Origin of the sequence: Streptomyces sp. NPDC006463 (assembly GCF_042870715.1) — a bacterium.
Classification (GTDB): Bacteria; Actinomycetota; Actinomycetes; order Streptomycetales; family Streptomycetaceae; genus Streptomyces.
Genome location: NZ_JBIAHP010000040.1, coordinates 18,947 through 37,270 on the forward strand (window position 1 = coordinate 18,947; position 18,324 = coordinate 37,270).

Here is an 18,324-nt window from a genome sequence, read left to right on the forward strand (position 1 = left end):
GTCCGAAGGCTCTTCGTCGGTTCATCCCCATCCCTTTCGCGAAGCGTTCATGACAATGCGGAGATGGTCTTCGGTCACCGGCCGACGCGATGCGGCCGGGCTCAGCCCGACCGGTGCACCGCTCCCGCCGCATGGGCACGGACCAGGGCCAGGTACTCCGCCGCCAGGCGGTGGCAGTCACCGGGCCACCGCGCGGAGACGTAGTTGCCGTCCTTGACGGCGAAGCCCCGTCCGGGCCGGGCGGCGGTGTCGCGGACCGGCAGCGGCGGGCCGGCGAGGAAGTGGCCCGGATCGGCGAGCGCCGCGGTGACCTCCTGCTGCACGGTGGTGCGGTACGTGCGGTAGTAGCGCCCCAGCCAGAACCGGGTGAGGTTCCATCCGGTCAACTCCAGCAGGGACGTCAGAGCCGTCGTCCGCCGGCCGTGCAGGACCGAGCGCCCGGTGGCGGGATCCTTGGCCCGGGCGGCGAGCAGCACGCCGTGGCAGACGGCCCCCACCGGCAGCCCCTGGGTGAAGACCCGGGCGAACAGCTGCTGGGCGGTGGCGTCTTCCAGCAGCGTCCGCATGCCCGCGGCGTGGCCGCCGGGTACGAAGAGGCCCGTGATGTCGGCCGGGTCGACATCCGCGTACGAGGAAGGGGCCAGGAACCAGCGGTCATCGGTGAGGCGCCGGTAGGTGGCCAGCTCGGCGCGCCGGGTCATCAGCCAGGGCGACAACCAGGAGAAGCCGAGGTCCGTGAGCCGGGGGTCGGCGAGCGCGACCTTCCCGCCGGGGGTGGCGAACCGCACCTCGAAGCCGGCGTCCCGCAGTGCGGCCCAGGGCACCGCCGCCTCGGTCGGGTCGTAGTCGCCTGCGGGGAGCAGGAAGAGAATCACGGCGTACTCCTCTGAGCGGTGGTGATCAGGGCAGCACGCTCGCCCGGCGCTCCGTGGGCCCCTGACCCCCTCGGTGTCCGAAGGCCGACCTTAGGAGCGGCCCGCGGCGCCGTCATTCACTCCGGCGGCCAATGCGTTGACTCTCCGAACCCGGCACCCGGCGGCCGTCCCGTGGACGGTATTGACGGGGGTGGTGCACCCGCATTGACTGGCGGCCGTGTCCACCACCGAGCCGCCCTCCGTCACCGCGTCCTACGCCCTCGCCGTCCTGAGCGCGACGGCAGAGGGCAACGGCGGGTCGTCCGGTTCCTGGGCCCTGCCCACGGACCGGCTGGAGTACGGCGAGATGCGCGCCCTGTGGGACGCGGTGCTCGACGCCCGAGGTGCCGGCCCGCACACCGGGCTCCTCGTGGGCGACCGCATCCGGCCCGAAGGCCTGCACATCCTGGGCCACCTCGTCCTCACCTGCGCCAGCCTCGCGGACGCAGCGCAGGCGGCCGAGCGTTACCACCCCCTGGTGAGCCAGGCGGGCACAGTGACCCTGGACCGCCGCAGCGGAGTCGGCCGGATCTGCTACCGGCCGACCGTAGACCCGGCCGCCATGCACCCCCAGCAGGTGGAAGCGGTCGTCAGCATCATGGTGAGGGCGGCCCGCTGGATCGCCGGCGACGACTGGGCGCCACTGTCCGCGTCGTTCGCCCACCCCCGTGTGGGCTCGGCCGAGCCCTACGTCCGCGTCCTCGGTTGCCCCGTCACCTTCGACGCTCCGGAGAACGCGATCACGGTCGCCGACGAGGACCTCGACAGGCGCCGTCCCCTCTACGATCCGGCGCTCAACGCCCTGCACCGGGCATACGCCGACCGGCTCCTGCACCAGCTGTCCGCGCCCGCGACCGTCGCCGAGCGCGTACGGCAGTGGCTGGAACACGCCGCGCTGGAGGACGCGGGCCCCGAGGGCCCCGCCAAGCAGCTCAACCTCAGCGTGCGGACCCTGCGCAGGGCCCTGCACGCGGAGGGCACGTCGTGGCGCGCGCTCCTCGACACCGCCCGCCACGGCCGGGCCAGGCGGCTGCTGGAGACCACGGCCCTGCCACTGGACCGGATCGCCCCCCTCGTCGGCCTGAGCGGCGCGACGGCCCTGGTCCGCGCCTTCACCCGGTGGGAGGGCATGCCGCCCGGGGCGTACCGCAGCCGGCACCTGCCCGCGTCTGCGGATCGCGGCGGGGCCGGCAGCGGGTGAGGAACTTCACCGCGGGCGAGGCCCCGGCCCGCCGCCTGCGTTGCTAGATTGTCCGGCGGCCGGATCCAAGGCCCCGGACGAGATGCGCCGTACCCGGTTACGCACGACGACGCGCGAGGTGCTGCACGAGCAGCGCCGTCCGCTGTCCGCACCCGGGCAGCGTCCTCGTCGAGCAAGGGGCCGAACGCCATGACCGTGCCACTCACCCGCAGCCTGTACCGGACGACCGCGCATGCCGCCGGGGGCCGTACCGGATCCGTCCGCACGGACGACGGGCGCCTGGACGTCCGCCTCGCCCCGCCGCGCAAGAAGGTGCCCGGCACCACCAACCCCGAGCAGCTGTTCGCGGCCGGTTTCGCCGCCTGCTTCACCTCCGCGCTCGCGGAGGTCGCCGCCGAGTTCGGGGCGGATGCCTCCGCCGCGCGAGTGGCCTGCGAAGTGCAGCTCGGCACCACGGACACGCCCGCGGGCTACGGCCTCGCGGTGGCCCTCACCGTCAGCCTGCCGGGGTGGCGGGCGGCGGACCTCCAGCCCCTGCTGCACCGGGCGGACGCGGTGTGCCCGTACTCCCAGGCGGTACGCGGCAACGTACCGCTGACGCTCCTGGCCGTGGACGACCCCGCCACCGATGACCGGGCCTGAGCCGGAGCCGGCGGGCCGCTTCCCGGGCGGCCCCGGCATCCCGGTACCCGAGCACGGCGCCTGGCTGCGGCGCGGCATCAGCCGCAACGGCGGACCCGTGCTCGACGAGGACCGCGAAGTGGTGTGGCTGCAGGCCGGCCCGTACTACGCCGACAGCCGGGGCTTCGCCGGTACCACGTCCTTCGACGGCTACCAGGTGCACTTCCACCACCTCACGGGCGAGCCCGGCGAAGACGCCGGCGCCTTCCGGTGGGAGGGCGCGCATCTCGTCGAGCGGGGCACCAACCCGGACGGCAGCACCTTCCTGGAGATCTGGACCCCGCTGCCCGGCGCCGACGGTGCCACCGGCTCCTGGTCCGGTCCGGACCACCACGTTGTGCGCGTCGGCCGGCACGTGGTGCATGTCGATTCCCGTGCGGGTACGTACTGGCGGCTGTGACCTCCCTGCGGCGGGGCGACCCGGTCAGGGCGACTGGAAGACGCAGGGCGCCGCGGGAGTCGGTTGCGTCCGCAGGGATCGTGCCGCTCTGTCCGTCCGACAGGAAGTAGCGGGAGTCCCAGGAGTTGACCCGGTTGTCGCCCATCACGAAGAGCCGGCCTTCCGGCACCTTCACGTCACAGCTCTTGCCGTCACCCACGGGGTCGCGGGGCTCAGTCCCTCGGCCGGGACCTGTGGTCCTCACGGTCGAAGCCGGGAGGCCGGTCGCCGCCCTGTTCGGTGGACAGGAACTCCCGGAACACTTGTGCGGAGTGCGGGTTCTGGCCGCACTGCCACACGCCGTGCGGGCAGTAGTCGGTGATGCTGTGGTAGAGCGGCTTGTGCTCGGCGATCCATGCCAGCATGCCCCGCATGTACTCGGGGTTGTCGCCGTTCCGGAACAGCCCCCATTCGGGGTACGAGATCGGCTTGCCGTGTGCCTTCGCGAAGTCGACCTGTTTCTGGAGTCCGTAGGGCTGGGTGACCTGGTCGTCGAAAGTATGACCGGGCGGCTGGTCGTAGGTGTCCATGCCGACGATGTCGACCACGTCGTCGCCGGGGTAGCACTTGGTCCAGGCGATCGCGTCACTGCCGCGGTTGGGGGCGAAGTCGAAGAGGAACCGCTGTCCCTCCACAGAGCGCATGGCAGCCACGATGCGCCGCCAGTACCTCTTCCAGTTCTCGGGGTCGGGCCGGCACCGGTGGGTGTAGTTGAAGCCGTTCATCTCCCAGCCGAGCACGATCACCGTGTCCGGCACTCCGAGGACGACCAGACGCTCGGCCAGCCGCTGGAAGTGGTGGTCGTACTCACCCTGCGCGCCGGAGCGGAGCAGCTCGGCGACCTTGCCGTCGGGGACGTCGGCCTCGTTGCGTGCCAGCATGGGCACGTTCAGGACGAACAGCCGGTCGGCTCTCTCCTTGCGCCACCGTGCCCAGCTGTACAGGAAGGCGGGGGCCCCCTCGATGTTCGACCAGGTGTCGCCGGGCAGGTAGGTGTGCCCGGCGCGCAGCTCGGTACCCCCGAGCCAGCGCGAGAGTTCTTTCATCCTCTCGACGCCGGGCGTGTCGTAGTGGAGATAGGCGCCCACTGCGACCTCGCTCCCGACCTCGCTCCCGACGTCTCTGCCCGAACTGTGCCGTGGCGGCGTGGAAACGGCGCCCCCGGTGACGAGCAGGCCGATAGCGACCGTACTTGTGCAGGCGCCCGCCAGCCAACGGCGTCGATGGGACATGGTGCCTCCACAAGCTTCGTGAACCGATGCGTTGGCAGCGACGTTAGGCATTTCATCCGACTCATGGCCTGTCTGATGTCCCGATGCTGGGCCATTCGCACCAGTCGACCGCCTTCGCCTGACCCGACCGGGTGAATGTCCCACGCTCATCGGCGCGTCGGCGGCCGGCCACCGGAAGCCGGGATCCTCGGTGCCGCCGGGCACCGCGCCGACCGGACCGGCGCCGGGCGACTCGGCAGCCGCGATGCCGCGGGACGTCTCCTTGCGCTCGATGCCCGGCAGATGCCGCGCCGGCCTCTGCCTCGGGACCAGGCGAACACCACCTCGCAGCTATGCGAACAAATAATCGGTTGCCGGTTGGCAATGGCGGTGGATGCAATGTCCGGCATGGTCACCGAGGTGCGCCCGGCACGGCGAGATCAGAAGAACGCTCACCACGGGCCTTGCGACTCTGCGATCCGGACGAACTGCAAACGAATCGCCGCACGGGAGAAGCCGACGCATGAATGCACCACCATCGCCGCTTGGAGCGAAGTGGACTGACGGACCATCCGTCCAGATCGGCGCTCTCGTCCCGCTGACTCGGCCTGGCTGGGTCGAGGCAGGCCAACACTTGCTCGCCGGACTGGAGCTGGCCGTCCGCGAAGTCAATGACGCCGGCGGGATCGTGGGAAGACCACTCGAGCTGGTGGTCCGAGACACCGCGGCTGATCCACAGAGGGCCGCGGCGGCCGTAGACGAATTGGCTCGGCTGGGCGTGGCTGCCTTGGTGGGGGAGTACCACAGCGTCGTCGCTCGCGCCGCTGCCGCCAGGGCCGACGCCCTCGGCCTGCCGTTCCTCTGCTCGTCGGCGGTTCTCGACGCACTCACCGAACAGCCGACGCGATGGGTCGCGCGCCTCTCCCCGCCGCAGTCCCGCGGCTGGCAGATCTACGCGGACTTCCTCCTCGGCCGGGGCCACAGCCGCATCGCCGTAGCGACCCAGCCGAGCGTCTACTGGGCCTCTGGTGCCCGCATTCTGCGGGACTACCTCGCTCCACGCGGCGGCACCGTCATCGAACTCGACATGCGCGCGCTCACCCCCGCGGCCGTGTGCGACGAACTCGTCGACCATCGCGCGACAGCCCTCCTCCTGCTGGTCGGCCACCCGGAGCCGGCAGTGCCGATCGTCAAGTCTGTCCGCCGCGACCAGCGCCTCGCCGAGATCCTGATCGGTGCTCCGGCCGGGCAACCGGAGTTCGCCGAATGGGCGACGTTGCTAAGCGACGACAGCGCCGCGATCCCGTTCTTGCGCTACCTGCCCGAGCGCCTCACCCCGCTCGGTGCTCGAGTCGAGACGGCCCTCCGCGAGCGGCTGGCCGAAGCGCCCTCCTTCGTCGCGTTCGAGGGCTACGACACGGTCGCCGTCCTCGCCGAGGTGCTGCGTTCTCACGGGGCGGACCCGGCGGGCATTGCCGAATCCTGGCCGAGCGTTGCAGTCGAAGGCAGCCGCGGGCAGATCCGGTTCTCGCGCATGCCTGGTATCAGCGTTTGGCAATGGGCTTGGACGCCAGTCCAAGTCGTTGATCGAGATCCGGCGGAACCCGATCGCTTTCGGGTCCTTCACTCCAGCTGAGAGAGCAGGGGGTCCGACTGCCCAGATCCGTCCGGCCTTGAGGCCGCCTGGGGACTGCGGCAATGGCGGCGGGGCAGCGGAGATGCGGACTCGATTCGCCCCGCGACCAGTCCGGCACGCCGAACGCCAGGCCGAACGGTAGGGCGGTCACAGCGCTTCGTCGGCGGACCGGTCCATGAATGTCTGAAGCGCAGCCTGCTGGCGCTCTGTCACCTCGTCGAATTCGGCGCCGGTCTTCTTGAGGTCGACGCCTTCCGGGCCCTCGACGTACCTGGCAGTCGCCATCTTCCCCAGGCGAGCGGAGAGGGCGTTGATCTTATCCAGGTCGCGCCTGCGTCCCGGCGTCGTGACGAGGCGCACGGTCGTGATTGCTCACGCGAGGTCGGTGTCGGCGGGGGCGTATTTGTCCTCGAACTGACGCTCCCACTGCTCGGCGCTCTTCGCAGGGTCGAGGGTCACCGCCAGCAGTTGGGCGGCCTGCTGTACGTATTTGTTCGTACTCGCCGCGAGTCCGACATAGGCGGCACGCCAGATGTCCGCCCGTCGGGCGTCGGCTTCCCGACTGTGCGTGTCCTTCGCCTCGAAGTAGGCGAGCGTCTCCCCGTCAGACCGGCCAGGGCGCCGATCAGCGCTCCCGCGCGCACGGCGACGGTGGTTCCCTGCTGCCCCCGCTGCCCCTTCCGGTCGTTGGCCCCGTCGCTCGTCGTGTCCTTCTCCTGCGTCATGAAGTACTCGTACCGCGACCGGGAGGCCCCGGCACCTGCAACCACCTGGAGGCACGAACGGGGAGGCCTCTCTGACGTCCTGGCGCGCTTCCCGCACCCCCGCGCCCCGCTCCCGAGGGCGGCACGCAGCCGGAGCTCTCACAGCCTACTCGCGCGCGAGCATGGCCTCGGCTTCACGTTCGAGGTCCGTCGTCGAACCGGCCGCGGTAGCGGTCGATCCACGTCATACGCGGCTGGCCACCCGCGTCGGCATTAGTGGCTGGTTCGCCGACCGGCCCTGTCGCGCATACGACGCCGGTGCCCCGCGTTCACTGTTCAGTACGCTCAATGCCGAGCGGCTGATCTTCGCCAACCCGATGCGAGCCATCAAAGGCGGCAAGCCCGCGATCAAGATCCCCGCATCACCCCCAACGGCGCCGACTCCCTCCACCGCGCACACGTCTTCTCCCTCGGAGCCAAGGCCGGCCTCCGCTACACCAGCGCAATGACCGAGTCGGCAGACTCGACCCACGCTGACCGCCGCGAGACAGGCGTGCGCACCCGTCGGCGTACACCCAAACGTGCTCAGCGAGACGTTGCTGCGGTCACCAGTCGATCTGTCCGCCCACGTCCACGGACGGATGCGCTACGGCATCAAGCCAGTTGGACCGGTCGTGGTTCTCCATGGCCTCGGCCACCTCGTGGAGCCACGATCCCAAGCTCGGCCACCCCAGGAAGTACGCGTGGTCGTCGTGGGCGGCGCGGCCGAGATGGTCTTGCCACAGGCCTTGGCCCGCGTCGATGAAGTGCTCGTCTCCATCGCTGCCGGCAAAGGGGATCCACTGCGCCCCCCACCACGGGGCCTCCTGCTCATCTGGATCGTCCTCTCCCTCCCAGATCTCCACGCGCATCTGCCGCACCTTGACGATTTGCTCGGTCGAGTACAGCGGGCCGCACGGCAAGATGCCGAGGTAGGACGAATCGCCGTCGTGGCACAGCAGTGATGCGCGTAGGTCGACGGGAAGCCGTACATTCAAGGTGATTTCGAGCTGGTCGATCGCAAAGGCCGAAGCCGGCGGGCGAAGCTCCGCGAGTCGGTCGGGCGCATGTCGGGCCAGCCACGCATCGATGCGCTGCCAGGAGGCGGCAACGGTTGGGATCACCGGTGAGATGCCGTTCAGTGGTGGCTCGATCATGGGCTGAAGCATGCCACCCGGGTTCAGCGGCAGTCTGGCGAGGTGCGTGTTTGACCCGGGTTCCGCAGCGGGCCTGGCCTGGGCGCGTGTCCTGCAAGCTCCCTATTGCCAGCCTGGAATCCGCGGCGCATACGAGATACGAGAAGGGCGGTGTCGAGGGCTGGCCGGATCGACTGGTTCCGTCGCAACCGCCTGGTCCCCGTCCCCGTAGCCGACACGCTCGCCGAGCTCAACGCGATGATCGACCGGTGGAATGAGGTGGACGACGCCCCTCGCGTCCGGACCCGTCCGGCCCGCCGACGCTCCGGACGCCCCAGCAAGGTCCCCGGGGGCGTACGGGACGTGGACTGACACGAAGGCGAGATCGCAGGCGGTGTCAGCGGGTGAAGCCGGCGACTGGGGTGTGGGCCGTGACCTTGCCGCCGCCGAGGAGGGCGGCTTTGGCGCGGAGGCGGTCCATGACCGCAGGTCCCGGGTCGCCGTACACGTCGATGGAGCGCATGCGGATCAGGGGGACGAAGGCGCGGAACTTGGGCCCGCCGAGTTCGAGGTGGAGCTCCAGCGAGGCCGCGTCGGGATGGACCGCCACTAGCGTCATGGTGGATCCGGCCTCGTCGACGCAGAAGTGGTAAGCGAGCAGTTGCGGTTCCATCATCTCGACGAAGGCCGCCAGCTCGCGCATGGCGGCCTTCGCGTCGTCGAGCCGGCCCGGCAGGATGTCCGAGCGGTCGAGGTAGTAGATCTTGTCAAGCAGCGCCATGCGCCGACGCTAGCGGGGGAGGCGGGTGCGGCCCCGTGCGACGCGCCCCGCGTGTAGCGGCCGCTCGCCTCGCCCGGGCGCTGGCCGGGGCGGAGCTGCGGCCGAAGGCCACCAGAGACACGGCGAACAGGGCTTCGCCTTCGAGACCCACGACCACGAGTGGCACCCGCTCGATCAGGAAGACGTTACGTCAATCCGCCGTTCGGGCACTGTCAGCAGCGTTCTTCTGGACGTCGGTGTCGTGCTGCCCGGGCCGGCCGGATTTCGGGCGGCGCAGCTTTGGGCCTGTAGGTGCGGCTGCAGTTGCGCAGGCCGAGTCAGCTCGGCAGGCCGAACTGGCGAGTGCCGAGCGGGCTTATGGGCAAAGGCAGACGGAGCTGACGCTTGAGATCGTCGCGACGGCCCGTGCTGCGGCAAGAGCGTGGTGGACGGCTGTGCAGCGCAGCCTCGGCGACCTGGAGGCCGGCCGAAGCCCGCGCGCCCCGAGCCTTGCCCCGCGGTTCGGCCAGGAAACGCTCCCGGGTGCGGGACGCGGCTGGACGCACCCGTCCGGCCTGAGGAAGTCCGTCCTGCCGGACTGGCGGTCACCGCCGCGCTCGCCGACCACCGGTCGGTCCCGGGGACAGCCACGGGGCTGCCCCCAGGACGGCTCCGGACTGCCCTGAAGGGGCCGCTCCGCCGTTAGCCCTGCGGGGCGGCCGGTTCGACGTCCTTGGACAGCGGCACCTCTCCGGTGTTGTCGACGTGCCGGGCGGCGACCCACGCGGCCTTGTCGCGCAGCAGGTACCAAATGCTGTTGCCGTCGATGGTCTCGGCGTGCACCTTGCTGTCCAGACCGACCTCGGTGCCGTGGCTCAGGTTGCCGATGATGGAGGAGTCCGTACTCGGATACTTCCTCAGGTTGACGCCGATGGTGCTGACAACGGTGCCGAACGGCCGGGGTGGACTGGGCATCATGCCTCCTGGGGAGCGCCGGAGTGGCGGGACGTCGTCCGGTATTCCGGACGGGTTGCTCGCACGGTAAGGCCGATTCCCGCGAGGGAGTCGAAGGCGTGCGGGGCACGCCACGACCGGCGCCCGGGCGTCATTCCGATGGTTCCGTCCCTCGCCGTTCTGTCGCCGCGTCGGCACGACGCCTTGATGACAGCGGTGTCTCACCAGATGCTTTGCAGATATGAGTACCCGCTACTTCGCCCATCAGAGCTGCGAGCCCGACGACGAGCTCACCGCCGACGAGGCCGTGCGCCGGGCCAACCACGTTCGGCGGATCGACGCCGGAGTCGGGGCGATCGTCGAGCGGTTCGGCGAGGGCGCGATCCACGAGGTGATCTACCACGGCGTTGAGCCGGTCGGGCACGCCGCGCGCTACGGCGCGGTCCCGTACCAGGTGGTCCGCACGACCCGGACCACGACCGGCCAGGTGATCGAGCGCGGCCACCATCGCGCCGACGGCACCCGGACTGCGCGCGCCCGCACCGAGGTGGATCTCGGCGGTCGGCCCCGGGTCGAGGAGCACTTCGACGGCGCCGGCGTGCCGACCTCGCGCGACGTCTACGCCTGGCACGGTGACCGGCTGCTCCAGGTCGTCACCCACCAGCCCGACGGGCGCGTCGACGTGACGTACCAGGCAGACGACGCCGCGGTCGCCGCGATGCAGGGGCCAGGCGGACCGGGGTAGTCAGCGGGTTTCACCGGGGAAACGATCCCGCGGGTGCTCCAGCCGGCGGCCGGAGGCTGTGTGCATCTTCGGCGTGCCGTGTTGCAGCTTCTCAGCGGCCCTGTCTGATGGGGACCGTCGTTCCGGCCGTCCAAGGAGAGAGCACCATCATGACCACCACCGAGCAGATTGCCCGTGACTCCGTACGCCGCGTCCTGGGGGACACCGCCCACGCCGACGTGACCACCCTCCCCGGCGGAAATCTGTCCATCAGCATCCACAGTGGTGACCACACGGCCACCATCGACGGCGACGACAGCAGCGGATGGGGTTGGACCGTCGACCCCGGAACGGACGACGGATTTACCGGGCACGAGGACATTGCGGAAACCCTCGACGACGCCCTGATCGGTGTACGCGGAAGTTTCGGCGTCTGAAACCACGTCCAATCTGACGCGGTCCTGTGGGCCCGGAAGTGTTGAGCACCTCGCCCGTCGCCCGCCCCGCGCCCCTGCAACGGCGGCGCCCGCCTCCAAGGTCAGGGGCGGGCGCCGTTTGCGGTGCTGCACAGAACCCAGCGACAGACGTTGGGCTTCCGCGGGCACCAGAGGACTTGGAGCAGGTCGCCCGTCATGGTGCTTCGCTCCGGGACCGTCAGGACGACGGTCCGGCCGTCCGGATCGGTCAGGGTGTGCCGGCCAGGTGCCTGGGTCGGGGAGCCGCTCGCCGGTGCCGTCAGCCCGAGGCGCGGGTATCCCGTCTCCGGTCGGCGCGTGGCCGGGCAAAGCTCCAGGACACCCCCGTCGGCGAGGATCGCAGCGATGGACGGGGCCGGCCCGCACCGGCGTGAACGCGCCCCCGTTGGTCGGGATGCGTCCAGGCGTGCCGCTGGTCAGCAGGTCGACCATCACGTCGAATCCGACGGCCCGGTCGGCGCCGACACGCCCGCCCGGATGCGGGTGGATCACCTGCTCGGTGGACGAGGATCGCAACGCGGCCACCGCCCCGCGCCTCGGAGAAGACGGCCGGCCGCGACGATCGCGCCCGGCTTCGGCAGACCGCGCCGCGTGGGCGGCGAGGTCTGCTCCCGGTGTCGGGCCGGATGATCCCGTTGCCCCTCCCACCTCGTCGGAGTCCCAATGACCCCACCCTCGGAATCACCTCGCCCACGCCGCTCCGGGGCGTCGATGCTGCCGGTCCTGCTTCTCATCGCGGTCCTGTTCGTGGTGGCGGTGGCCGTGGGGTCGTGGCTGCAGTTCACCGAGCGGCAGTCGATCGACGCGGTCTACACGGTCGGATCCGCAGCCGCCGACCGGGTGGACGTGGATGCCACCGTCCAACGCGTCGCCCCCGCGGCCAGGGAACTGGTACTGCGGGTCCGGGTCACCCCGCGCGGAGCCCTCGGCGAGCAGGAGGGGACCGCCCCGGTGGCCGATCTCAGCATCCAGACCTCCACGGCGACCCTCGGAGACCTGGAATTCCCGGCGCACGAGCGGATCGCGACCAGGGACGTGAAGGTCGCGATCGCGGGTGGATCGGTCAGCGACTACCCGTTCGACACCTACGAGACCGACGTCGGGTTCTGGGCATCGCTGGGCGGCAAGCAGGTGCCGGTGCGGATGCTGTTCTCCAACAACGACACGCTCTTCTCGATCTCCGCGAGACCCGTGCCCTTCGGGCAGGCGGCCGTCGTGGCGCTGGATCTGGCCCGGTCGGGTAGCCTGCTCGTCTTCGCGGTCTTCATGATGCTCGTGATGTGGGCGCTCGCGGCGTCCGTGCTCATCGGGGCCTGGTACCTGACGACCCGCCGCGAGGGCCTGGTCTGGCCCGCCCTCGCCTGGATGGCCGCCACCCTGTTCGCCCTCTCGGCGTTCCGCAACACCGCCCCCGGCACACCCCCGATCGGCTGCGTGCTGGACTGGTTCGCCTTCCTGTGGGCCGAGACCATCATCGCTCTCTGCCTGATCGCCGTGGTCATCACCGGCGTCCGCACGGCCCTCCACCCGGACGAAACCCACCAGACCTAGCCGTCGATCACGGTCCACGCAGGTGGGAGGCGCTTGTGCAGCAGGCCCAGGCCCTCGTCCAGCTCCGAGGAACGCGTTCGAGCGACGTCGAAGAACCGCGATTCGGTGCCTCGCCCCAGCGGAGCTTCACCGGTTGCCAGCGGGGACCTCGCTCTCCCGGGCAGGCCCCGACGGCGAAATGGCCTGAAGATTGAGGACGCTGGGGACGAACGGGAGGACCACATTCGTCAGGAGGATTCCCAGGGCGCAGGTCCACAATGTTCGGGGTCCCGGGGTGTGGTCAGTCGGCGAGAAGGGCGGACAGCTGGGGCGAGTACGTCGAGTGCAGTACGAGGGAGGCGCCGCCCACCACGGCGGCGTCCGTGCCGAGGGGGGACGCCTTGACCTCGACGACCCGGATGCCGCGGGACATCGTCCTGGTTGCCAGTGCCGAGGCGACGACGTCGACGTAGCGCGATTCCACGTGCTGGATGCCGTGACCGCCGAGAACGATGAGATCCACGTCGATGAAGTTGGCGATGCTGACCGCGACCGAGGCGACGTGTTCGGCGGTCTCGTCGATGACAGCGGCGGCGACGGGGTCGCCGGCCGCTGCGGCGAGCCGGATCGAGGCATGGTCGACCGAAGCCGGATCCCGGTCGAAGGCATGCGACAGTCCGCTGTCGCCCCGGGGGCGGCCGGCGAGGCGGCGATGCACCTCGGCCACGATCGCCGAGGGGTTCGCCAGCCGCTCCAGACAGCCCCGGTTGCCGCAGTAGCATTCCGGCCCGTCGGGCAGCACGGACGAGTGGCCGAACTCTCCCGCGTTCAGCGAACCACCTCTGTACACCTGGTGGTTGAGGATCAGACCACCACCGATGCCGGTGCCGAAGAGGAAGTACGCGAAGTTCGCCACGCCCTTGCCCGCGCCGGACCAGCGTTCACCGACCGCCGCGGCGGTGGCGTCGTTGTCCAGCGTCACCGGCAGTCCGGTGGCATCGCTCAGCATGCTTTTCAGAGGCACCCGGGTCCAGTGCGCGAGCTGGGGCGGAGTGACGATCATGCCGAGCTCCTGGTCGATCGGTCCCGGGGCGGCGAGGCCCAGGCCGAGCACCTTGTCGCGCGGGACATCCGCTTCGTCCAGCACTTCGGAGACCAGCTCGGCCATGGCCGTCACCACATGGGACGGGTCAATGCTGGGCGGGGTGGGGCGCCTCTTGACGACCAGAGGACGTCCGCGCAGGTCGACCACGGAACAGGTCAGTTCGATCGGGTCGAAGTGCAGTCCGACCGCACTGCCCGACTCCGCGTTGAGCCGCAGCGTGGTGCGCGGCTTCCCGCCACTGGCGACCCTGCTGGCCCCGTCCTCCCGGACGATGCCCTCGTCCAGCAGGCGGCGCACGATGCCGGAGACCGTCTGTGGGGTGAGGCCGGTCCGCTGGGCGATCTCCACCCGGCTGATGCCGTCGGCCAGCTGGATCTGGTCCAACACCACCGCTTGGTTGTACCGCCCCACCTTGGGGAGGTTCGTTCCTGCCTGCCGCACGCACGGTCCTCTCTGTGGCTCTCCGTACGGACATTCTCCGGGGCATTGACTTAATAAAACAAATGGATTTACTGTCCCGGCACGTAGTCGTAGCAACCCGGACTCGAGGCACCACGCAGTGCCATCGGAGGCAAGCTGATGTCCACGAAACCCCGCATCCGTCAAGGCTCGGCCCCGGGCACTCCGCGCGGCCTGAGCAGTGCGGAGGTCTGCCCATGACCACGGCTCCGGCCGTGCTGGAGATGCGGTCCATCACCAAGACCTTCCCCGGCGTCAAAGCGCTCGCCGACGTCAACCTGGTCGTCCGAGAAGGCGAGATCCACGCGATCTGCGGCGAGAACGGCGCCGGCAAGTCCACCCTCATGAAGGTGCTGAGCGCCGTTCACCCGCACGGCAGCTACTCGGGCGAGATCGTCTACCGCGGCGAGCAGATGCGGTTCCATGACATCCGGGCCAGTGAGAAGGCCGGGATCGTCATCATCCACCAGGAGCTCGCGCTGGTGCCGGGCATGTCGATCGCCGAGAACATCTTCCTCGGCAACGAGCCGCGAAGGCGCGGCGGGATCGACTGGAAGGCCTCCCGGCGCCGGGCGCTGGAGCTGATGGAACAGGTCGGGCTCCGGGAGGATCCCGACACGCTGATCAAGGACATCGGCGTCGGCAAGCAGCAGCTCGTGGAGATCGCCAAGGCGTTCGCGAAGGACGTGAAGCTGCTCATCCTCGACGAGCCGACCGCGGCTCTCAACGAGGACGACTCCCAGCACCTGCTCGACCTGCTGCGCGGCTTCCGGCAGCGGGGCATCACCTCGATCATCATCTCGCACAAGCTGGGCGAGATCGAGGCGGTCGCCGACAGCATCACGATCCTGCGCGACGGCCGCACCATCGAGACGCTCGACGTCAAGGCGGACGGCGTGAACGAGGACCGCATCGTGCGCGGCATGGTCGGCCGTGAGCTCAGCAGCCGGTTCCCCGACCACACGCCCGACATCGGCGAGGTCTTCTTCGAGGTCCGTGACTGGACGGTGCAGCACCCGAGCTCCGGCGAACGGCTCGTGTGCAAGGGGTCGACCTTCCACGTCCGGCGCGGCGAGATCGTCGGTTTCGCCGGCCTCATGGGCGCCGGGCGCACCGAACTCGCGATGAGCCTGTTCGGGCGCTCCTACGGCACCTACCTGTCCGGCCGGGTCTTCAAGGACGGCCAGGAGATCCGGCTGAAGTCGGTGTCGGACGCCATCCGCCACGGCCTCGCCTACGTCAGCGAGGACCGCAAGTCCATCGGCCTCAACCTGCTGGACGACATCAAGACCTCGGTGGTGGCAGCCAAACCATCGAAGATCGCCAAGCGCGGTGTCATCGATCCGGTGCGTGAGTACCGCGTCGCCGAGGACTACCGCACGAGCCTCAGGATCAAGACGCCCGGCGTCGACGAGAGCGTCGTCAAGCTCTCCGGCGGCAACCAGCAGAAGGTCGTCCTGGCGAAGTGGATGTTCACCGACCCGGATCTTCTGATCCTCGACGAGCCGACGCGCGGCATCGACGTGGGTGCCAAGTACGAGATCTACGGGATCATCCAGCGGCTCGTGAGCCAGGGGAAGGGCGTCATCGTCATCTCCTCGGAGCTGCCCGAACTCATCGGACTGTGCGACCGCATCTACACGGCGTTCGAAGGCACCATCACCGGCGAGGTCCCGCGCCGCGACGCCGACCCCGAAGTGCTGATGAAGCAGATGACCGCGATGAAGAAGAGCCCGACCTCATGAACCGAATCAAAGACCTGCACAAGAACCTGTTCGGAGGCACGACCTCCAACGCCCGCCAGTTCGGGATGATCTTCACCCTCGTGGCGATCGTCCTGCTGTTCCAGATCTGGACCGGGGGACTGACCCTGACCTCCGGCAACCTCATCGCGGTCGTCAGCCAGTACTCCTACATCCTGATCCTCGCGATCGGCATGCTCATGGTGATCGTCGCCGGGCACATCGACCTCTCGGTCGGCTCGGTCGCGGCGTTCACCGGCATCGTCGTCGCCAAGGCGATGGCGGCGTACTCGCTCCCGTGGCCCCTCGGCATCGCACTCGGCCTTCTCGTCGGCGCGTTGATCGGCGCCTGGCAGGGATTTTGGGTCGCCTACGTGGGGGTGCCCGCGTTCATCGTCACCCTGGCCGGGATGATGCTGTTCCGCGGTGGCAACCAGTACATCGGCAACGCCGACACCGTGCCGGTCCCCGAGGACTTCCGAGAGATCGGAGCGGGCTTCCTGCCCGAGGTCGGGCCGGACACCGGATACAACAACCTGACCCTGCTGCTCGGACTGGCGGCCTGCGCGGGCATGGTGTGGCGCGAGTGGAAGGCGAGGCAGACCCGCCGCGAGATGAACGCCGACGTGGCACCCCTGTGGATCACGGGCATCCGCCTCGTGGTGATGCTGGGCGTCATCGTCTTCGCGGCGCTGCGCTTCGCGGGCGGTCGCGTCGGAACCAGCCTGCCGATCTCCGGCATCATCCTGATCGTCCTGGTGCTCGCGTACTCGTACTACACCCGCAACACCATCGGCGGCCGGCACATCTACGCCGTCGGCGGCAACGCCCGCGCGGCTGAGCTGTCCGGTGTGAAGCTCAAGCGGGTCAACTTCGTCGTCATGATGAACATGTCCGTACTGGCCGCCCTGGCCGGCATGATCTTCGTGGCACGGTCCGCCGCATCCGGCCCGCAGGACGGCCTGAGCTGGGAGCTCGACGCCATCGCGGCCGTCTTCATCGGTGGTGCGGCGGTCTCCGGCGGCCTCGGCACCATCAGCGGCTCGATCGTCGGCGGCCTGGTCATGGCACTGCTCAACAACGGCCTCCAACTGGAGGGCGTCGGCTCCGACATGGTCCAGATCATCAAGGGGCTGGTCCTCCTCTTCGCCGTCGCGTTCGACGTCTACAACAAGCGCCAGGGCCGCTTCTCGATCATCGGCTCGCTCATGCGCCCCTTGCGCCGGGAGAAAACGGCCGCCCCGGCCGCCCCGGCTTCCGACCCTGACAAAACGCTGGTCACAGGCTGACCGCCACGCACTCGCGGGCCACAGCCCGCGGCACATCACCCCGGTAACAGCCACACTGCACGAAGGGCTCAACTCACCATGCGCAGAATCATCACCAGAGGCATCGCCGCTGTCGGCGCCGTCGCCCTGCTCACCATGGGCACGGCCTGCTCCAACGAACGCGAAGGGTCCACCGGCACCGGGAGCACCGACGCCAAGGGCTTCGCGCAGGACTCCCTCGTCGGTGTCGCCCTGCCGTCGAAGACCTCGGAAAACTGGGTGCTCGCCGGTGACCTGTTCACCGACGGCCTGAAGGCGGCGGGTTTCAAGGCCGACGTGCAGTACGCGGGTGCCTCGACCACCGTCGCGGACCAGCAGTCGCAGATCTCCGCCATGGTCACCAAGGGCGCCAAGGTGATCGTCGTCGGCGCCACCGACGCCTCGCAGCTCGCCACGCAGGTGGCACAGGCCAAGCAGGCCGGCGCGGCCGTCATCGCCTACGACCGCCTCATCACCAACACGCGCGACGTCGACTACTACATCGCGTTCGACAACTTCAAGGTCGGGCAGCTGCAGGGGCAGGCTCTCATCGACGGCATGAAGGCCAAGAAGGCGCAGGGCCCGTGGACGATCGAGCTGTTCTCCGGCTCGCCGGACGACAACAACTCGAAGGTCTTCTTCGACGGCGCGATGTCGGTCCTGGGGCCCTTCATCGACAAGGGTGACATCGTTGTCGGATCCGATCAGAAGGACATCAAGCAGACCGCGATCCAGGGCTGGAAGGCCGAGAACGCCCAGCAGCGCATGGACTCGCTGCTGACCTCGACCTACAGCGGCGGCAAGGAGCTCGACGGCGTCCTGTCGCCGAACGACACCCTCGCCCGCGCGATCCTCACCTCCGTGAAGGGCGCCGGCAAGCCGGTCCCGGTCGTCACCGGTCAGGACTCCGAGGCCGAGTCGGTCAAGTCGATCATGGCTGGCGCGCAGTACTCCACCATCAACAAGGACACGCGCAAGCTCGTCGCCGAGACCATCAACATGGTCAAGTCCCTGCAGAAGGGCGACAAGCCGCAGATCAACGACACCAAGTCCTACGACAACGGCTCCAAGGTCGTCCCGGCCTACCTCCTCCCGCCGGTCATCGTGACCAAGCAGAACGCGGCCGAGGCCTACGCCAACGACCCCAAGCTGTCCCCGCTCACCAAGTAACACACCGACCCGCGACGTCGCGCCCCCGCGGGTTACCCGGGCGCGGCCAAACGGGGTGCCAAGTGGACCGGGGCGTGCCAACCCGAACGCCCCAGGGGTCCCGGGGTCGCCCGCCCCCGAGAACTGCCGGGCGAAA

18 protein-coding genes and 1 riboswitch are annotated in these 18,324 nt (G+C 69.5%); of the genes, 11 read left to right on the plus strand and 7 right to left on the minus strand.

The window, feature by feature from the left end:
- Nucleotides 1–101: 101 nt before the first annotated feature.
- Nucleotides 102–875 carry a type 1 glutamine amidotransferase domain-containing protein gene (locus ACFYOB_RS38925; RefSeq protein WP_388569101.1) on the minus strand — a complete coding sequence of 258 codons (774 nt, stop codon included), beginning with the start codon at nt 873–875 and terminating at the stop codon, nt 102–104.
- A gap of 217 nt (nt 876–1,092) precedes the next feature.
- Here ACFYOB_RS38925 and ACFYOB_RS38930 point away from each other — a divergent pair, with 217 nt between their 5' ends.
- The 3 genes from ACFYOB_RS38930 (at nt 1,093) to ACFYOB_RS38940 (ending at nt 3,196) form a co-directional block, all read left to right on the plus strand.
- Nucleotides 1,093–2,115, plus strand: coding sequence for an AraC family transcriptional regulator ligand-binding domain-containing protein (locus tag ACFYOB_RS38930; protein ID WP_388569104.1), 1,023 nt, complete (start codon nt 1,093–1,095; stop codon nt 2,113–2,115).
- 54 nt (nt 2,116–2,169) lie between these two features.
- Nucleotides 2,170–2,231, plus strand: a riboswitch (guanidine-III (ykkC-III) riboswitch).
- A 73-nt stretch (nt 2,232–2,304) separates the two neighbouring features.
- Nucleotides 2,305–2,757, plus strand: a complete 453-nt coding sequence (locus ACFYOB_RS38935) for an Ohr family peroxiredoxin (protein WP_266939307.1) — start codon at nt 2,305–2,307, stop codon at nt 2,755–2,757.
- Nucleotides 2,744–3,196, plus strand: coding sequence for a hypothetical protein (locus tag ACFYOB_RS38940; protein ID WP_388569150.1), 453 nt, complete (start codon nt 2,744–2,746; stop codon nt 3,194–3,196). The genes ACFYOB_RS38935 and ACFYOB_RS38940 overlap by 14 nt, the downstream gene beginning before the upstream one ends.
- A 212-nt stretch (nt 3,197–3,408) precedes the next feature.
- Here the strand turns inward: ACFYOB_RS38940 and ACFYOB_RS38945 are convergent, their stop codons facing one another.
- Nucleotides 3,409–4,323 carry a glycoside hydrolase family 26 protein gene (locus ACFYOB_RS38945; protein WP_388569108.1) on the minus strand — a complete coding sequence of 305 codons (915 nt, stop codon included), beginning with the start codon at nt 4,321–4,323 and terminating at the stop codon, nt 3,409–3,411.
- Between the two features lie 646 nt (nt 4,324–4,969).
- Between ACFYOB_RS38945 and ACFYOB_RS38950 the strand changes: the two genes are divergently transcribed.
- A complete protein-coding gene (locus ACFYOB_RS38950) occupies nt 4,970–6,082 on the plus strand; it encodes an ABC transporter substrate-binding protein (protein ID WP_388569111.1) in 1,113 nt (370 codons plus the stop codon).
- Between the two features lie 147 nt (nt 6,083–6,229).
- On the opposite strand, the gene ACFYOB_RS38955 is transcribed toward ACFYOB_RS38950, so the two are convergent.
- Nucleotides 6,230–6,442: a hypothetical protein gene (locus tag ACFYOB_RS38955; protein WP_388569114.1), complete on the minus strand. Its 213-nt coding sequence runs from the start codon at nt 6,440–6,442 to the stop codon at nt 6,230–6,232.
- A 949-nt stretch (nt 6,443–7,391) separates the two neighbouring features.
- A complete protein-coding gene (locus tag ACFYOB_RS38960) occupies nt 7,392–7,982 on the minus strand; it encodes an SMI1/KNR4 family protein (RefSeq protein WP_388569117.1) in 591 nt (196 codons plus the stop codon).
- A gap of 150 nt (nt 7,983–8,132) precedes the next feature.
- Here ACFYOB_RS38960 and ACFYOB_RS38965 point away from each other — a divergent pair, with 150 nt between their 5' ends.
- Nucleotides 8,133–8,333, plus strand: a complete 201-nt coding sequence (locus ACFYOB_RS38965; RefSeq protein WP_388569119.1) for a hypothetical protein — start codon at nt 8,133–8,135, stop codon at nt 8,331–8,333.
- 25 nt (nt 8,334–8,358) lie between these two features.
- Here the strand turns inward: ACFYOB_RS38965 and ACFYOB_RS38970 are convergent, their stop codons facing one another.
- Together ACFYOB_RS38970 and ACFYOB_RS38975 are read right to left on the minus strand one after the other, a co-directional pair.
- Nucleotides 8,359–8,742, minus strand: a complete 384-nt coding sequence (locus ACFYOB_RS38970) for a hypothetical protein (protein WP_388569122.1) — start codon at nt 8,740–8,742, stop codon at nt 8,359–8,361.
- A gap of 681 nt (nt 8,743–9,423) precedes the next feature.
- Nucleotides 9,424–9,696 carry an SH3 domain-containing protein gene (locus ACFYOB_RS38975; protein WP_388569124.1) on the minus strand — a complete coding sequence of 91 codons (273 nt, stop codon included), beginning with the start codon at nt 9,694–9,696 and terminating at the stop codon, nt 9,424–9,426.
- Between the two features lie 220 nt (nt 9,697–9,916).
- On the opposite strand from ACFYOB_RS38975, the gene ACFYOB_RS38980 reads away from it, so the two are divergent.
- The 3 genes from ACFYOB_RS38980 to ACFYOB_RS38990 all read left to right on the plus strand — a co-directional run bounded on the left by ACFYOB_RS38980 (nt 9,917) and on the right by ACFYOB_RS38990 (nt 12,426).
- Complete coding sequence (locus ACFYOB_RS38980; protein ID WP_388569127.1) at nt 9,917–10,420, plus strand: hypothetical protein; 504 nt, start codon at nt 9,917–9,919, stop codon at nt 10,418–10,420.
- 149 nt (nt 10,421–10,569) lie between these two features.
- Nucleotides 10,570–10,836 (plus strand): hypothetical protein, encoded by a 267-nt coding sequence (locus tag ACFYOB_RS38985; protein ID WP_388569129.1) that lies wholly within the window; start codon nt 10,570–10,572, stop codon nt 10,834–10,836.
- 750 nt (nt 10,837–11,586) lie between these two features.
- Nucleotides 11,587–12,426: a DUF4436 family protein gene (locus tag ACFYOB_RS38990; RefSeq protein ID WP_388569131.1), complete on the plus strand. Its 840-nt coding sequence runs from the start codon at nt 11,587–11,589 to the stop codon at nt 12,424–12,426.
- Nucleotides 12,427–12,706: 280 nt separating this feature from the next.
- Here the strand turns inward: ACFYOB_RS38990 and ACFYOB_RS38995 are convergent, their stop codons facing one another.
- Entirely contained in the window at nt 12,707–13,951 is a 1,245-nt protein-coding gene (locus ACFYOB_RS38995; RefSeq protein WP_388569133.1) for an ROK family transcriptional regulator, read from the minus strand.
- A gap of 215 nt (nt 13,952–14,166) precedes the next feature.
- On the opposite strand from ACFYOB_RS38995, the gene mmsA reads away from it, so the two are divergent.
- The 3 genes from mmsA to ACFYOB_RS39010 all read left to right on the plus strand — a co-directional run bounded on the left by mmsA (nt 14,167) and on the right by ACFYOB_RS39010 (nt 18,188).
- Nucleotides 14,167–15,714 (plus strand): multiple monosaccharide ABC transporter ATP-binding protein, encoded by a 1,548-nt coding sequence (gene mmsA / locus ACFYOB_RS39000; RefSeq protein ID WP_388569135.1) that lies wholly within the window; start codon nt 14,167–14,169, stop codon nt 15,712–15,714.
- Complete coding sequence (mmsB, locus tag ACFYOB_RS39005; RefSeq protein WP_388569138.1) at nt 15,711–17,000, plus strand: multiple monosaccharide ABC transporter permease; 1,290 nt, start codon at nt 15,711–15,713, stop codon at nt 16,998–17,000. The genes mmsA and mmsB overlap by 4 nt, the downstream gene beginning before the upstream one ends.
- 78 nt (nt 17,001–17,078) lie before the next feature.
- The gene (locus tag ACFYOB_RS39010) at nt 17,079–18,188 is read left to right on the plus strand and encodes a substrate-binding domain-containing protein (RefSeq protein WP_388569141.1); all 1,110 of its coding nucleotides are present in this window, start codon (nt 17,079–17,081) and stop codon (nt 18,186–18,188) included.
- Nucleotides 18,189–18,324: the final 136 nt, after the last annotated feature.

Bases quoted from the DNA above. Each gene is read 5' to 3' on its own strand.
- ACFYOB_RS38980 (WP_388569127.1), top strand. From the start codon at position 9,917: ATGAGTACCCGCTACTTCGCCCATCAGAGCTGCGAGCCCGACGACGAG.
- ACFYOB_RS38990 (WP_388569131.1), top strand. From the start codon at position 11,587: ATGCTGCCGGTCCTGCTTCTCATCGCGGTCCTGTTCGTGGTGGCGGTG.
- ACFYOB_RS38975 (WP_388569124.1), bottom strand. From the start codon at position 9,696: ATGCCCAGTCCACCCCGGCCGTTCGGCACCGTTGTCAGCACCATCGGC.
- mmsA (WP_388569135.1), top strand. From the start codon at position 14,167: ATGACCACGGCTCCGGCCGTGCTGGAGATGCGGTCCATCACCAAGACC.
- ACFYOB_RS38985 (WP_388569129.1), top strand. From the start codon at position 10,570: ATGACCACCACCGAGCAGATTGCCCGTGACTCCGTACGCCGCGTCCTG.
- ACFYOB_RS38935 (WP_266939307.1), top strand. From the start codon at position 2,305: ATGACCGTGCCACTCACCCGCAGCCTGTACCGGACGACCGCGCATGCC.
- ACFYOB_RS38960 (WP_388569117.1), bottom strand. From the start codon at position 7,982: ATGATCGAGCCACCACTGAACGGCATCTCACCGGTGATCCCAACCGTT.
- ACFYOB_RS39010 (WP_388569141.1), top strand. From the start codon at position 17,079: ATGCGCAGAATCATCACCAGAGGCATCGCCGCTGTCGGCGCCGTCGCC.
- ACFYOB_RS38940 (WP_388569150.1), top strand. From the start codon at position 2,744: ATGACCGGGCCTGAGCCGGAGCCGGCGGGCCGCTTCCCGGGCGGCCCC.
- ACFYOB_RS38950 (WP_388569111.1), top strand. From the start codon at position 4,970: ATGAATGCACCACCATCGCCGCTTGGAGCGAAGTGGACTGACGGACCA.
- mmsB (WP_388569138.1), top strand. From the start codon at position 15,711: ATGAACCGAATCAAAGACCTGCACAAGAACCTGTTCGGAGGCACGACC.
- ACFYOB_RS38970 (WP_388569122.1), bottom strand. From the start codon at position 8,742: ATGGCGCTGCTTGACAAGATCTACTACCTCGACCGCTCGGACATCCTG.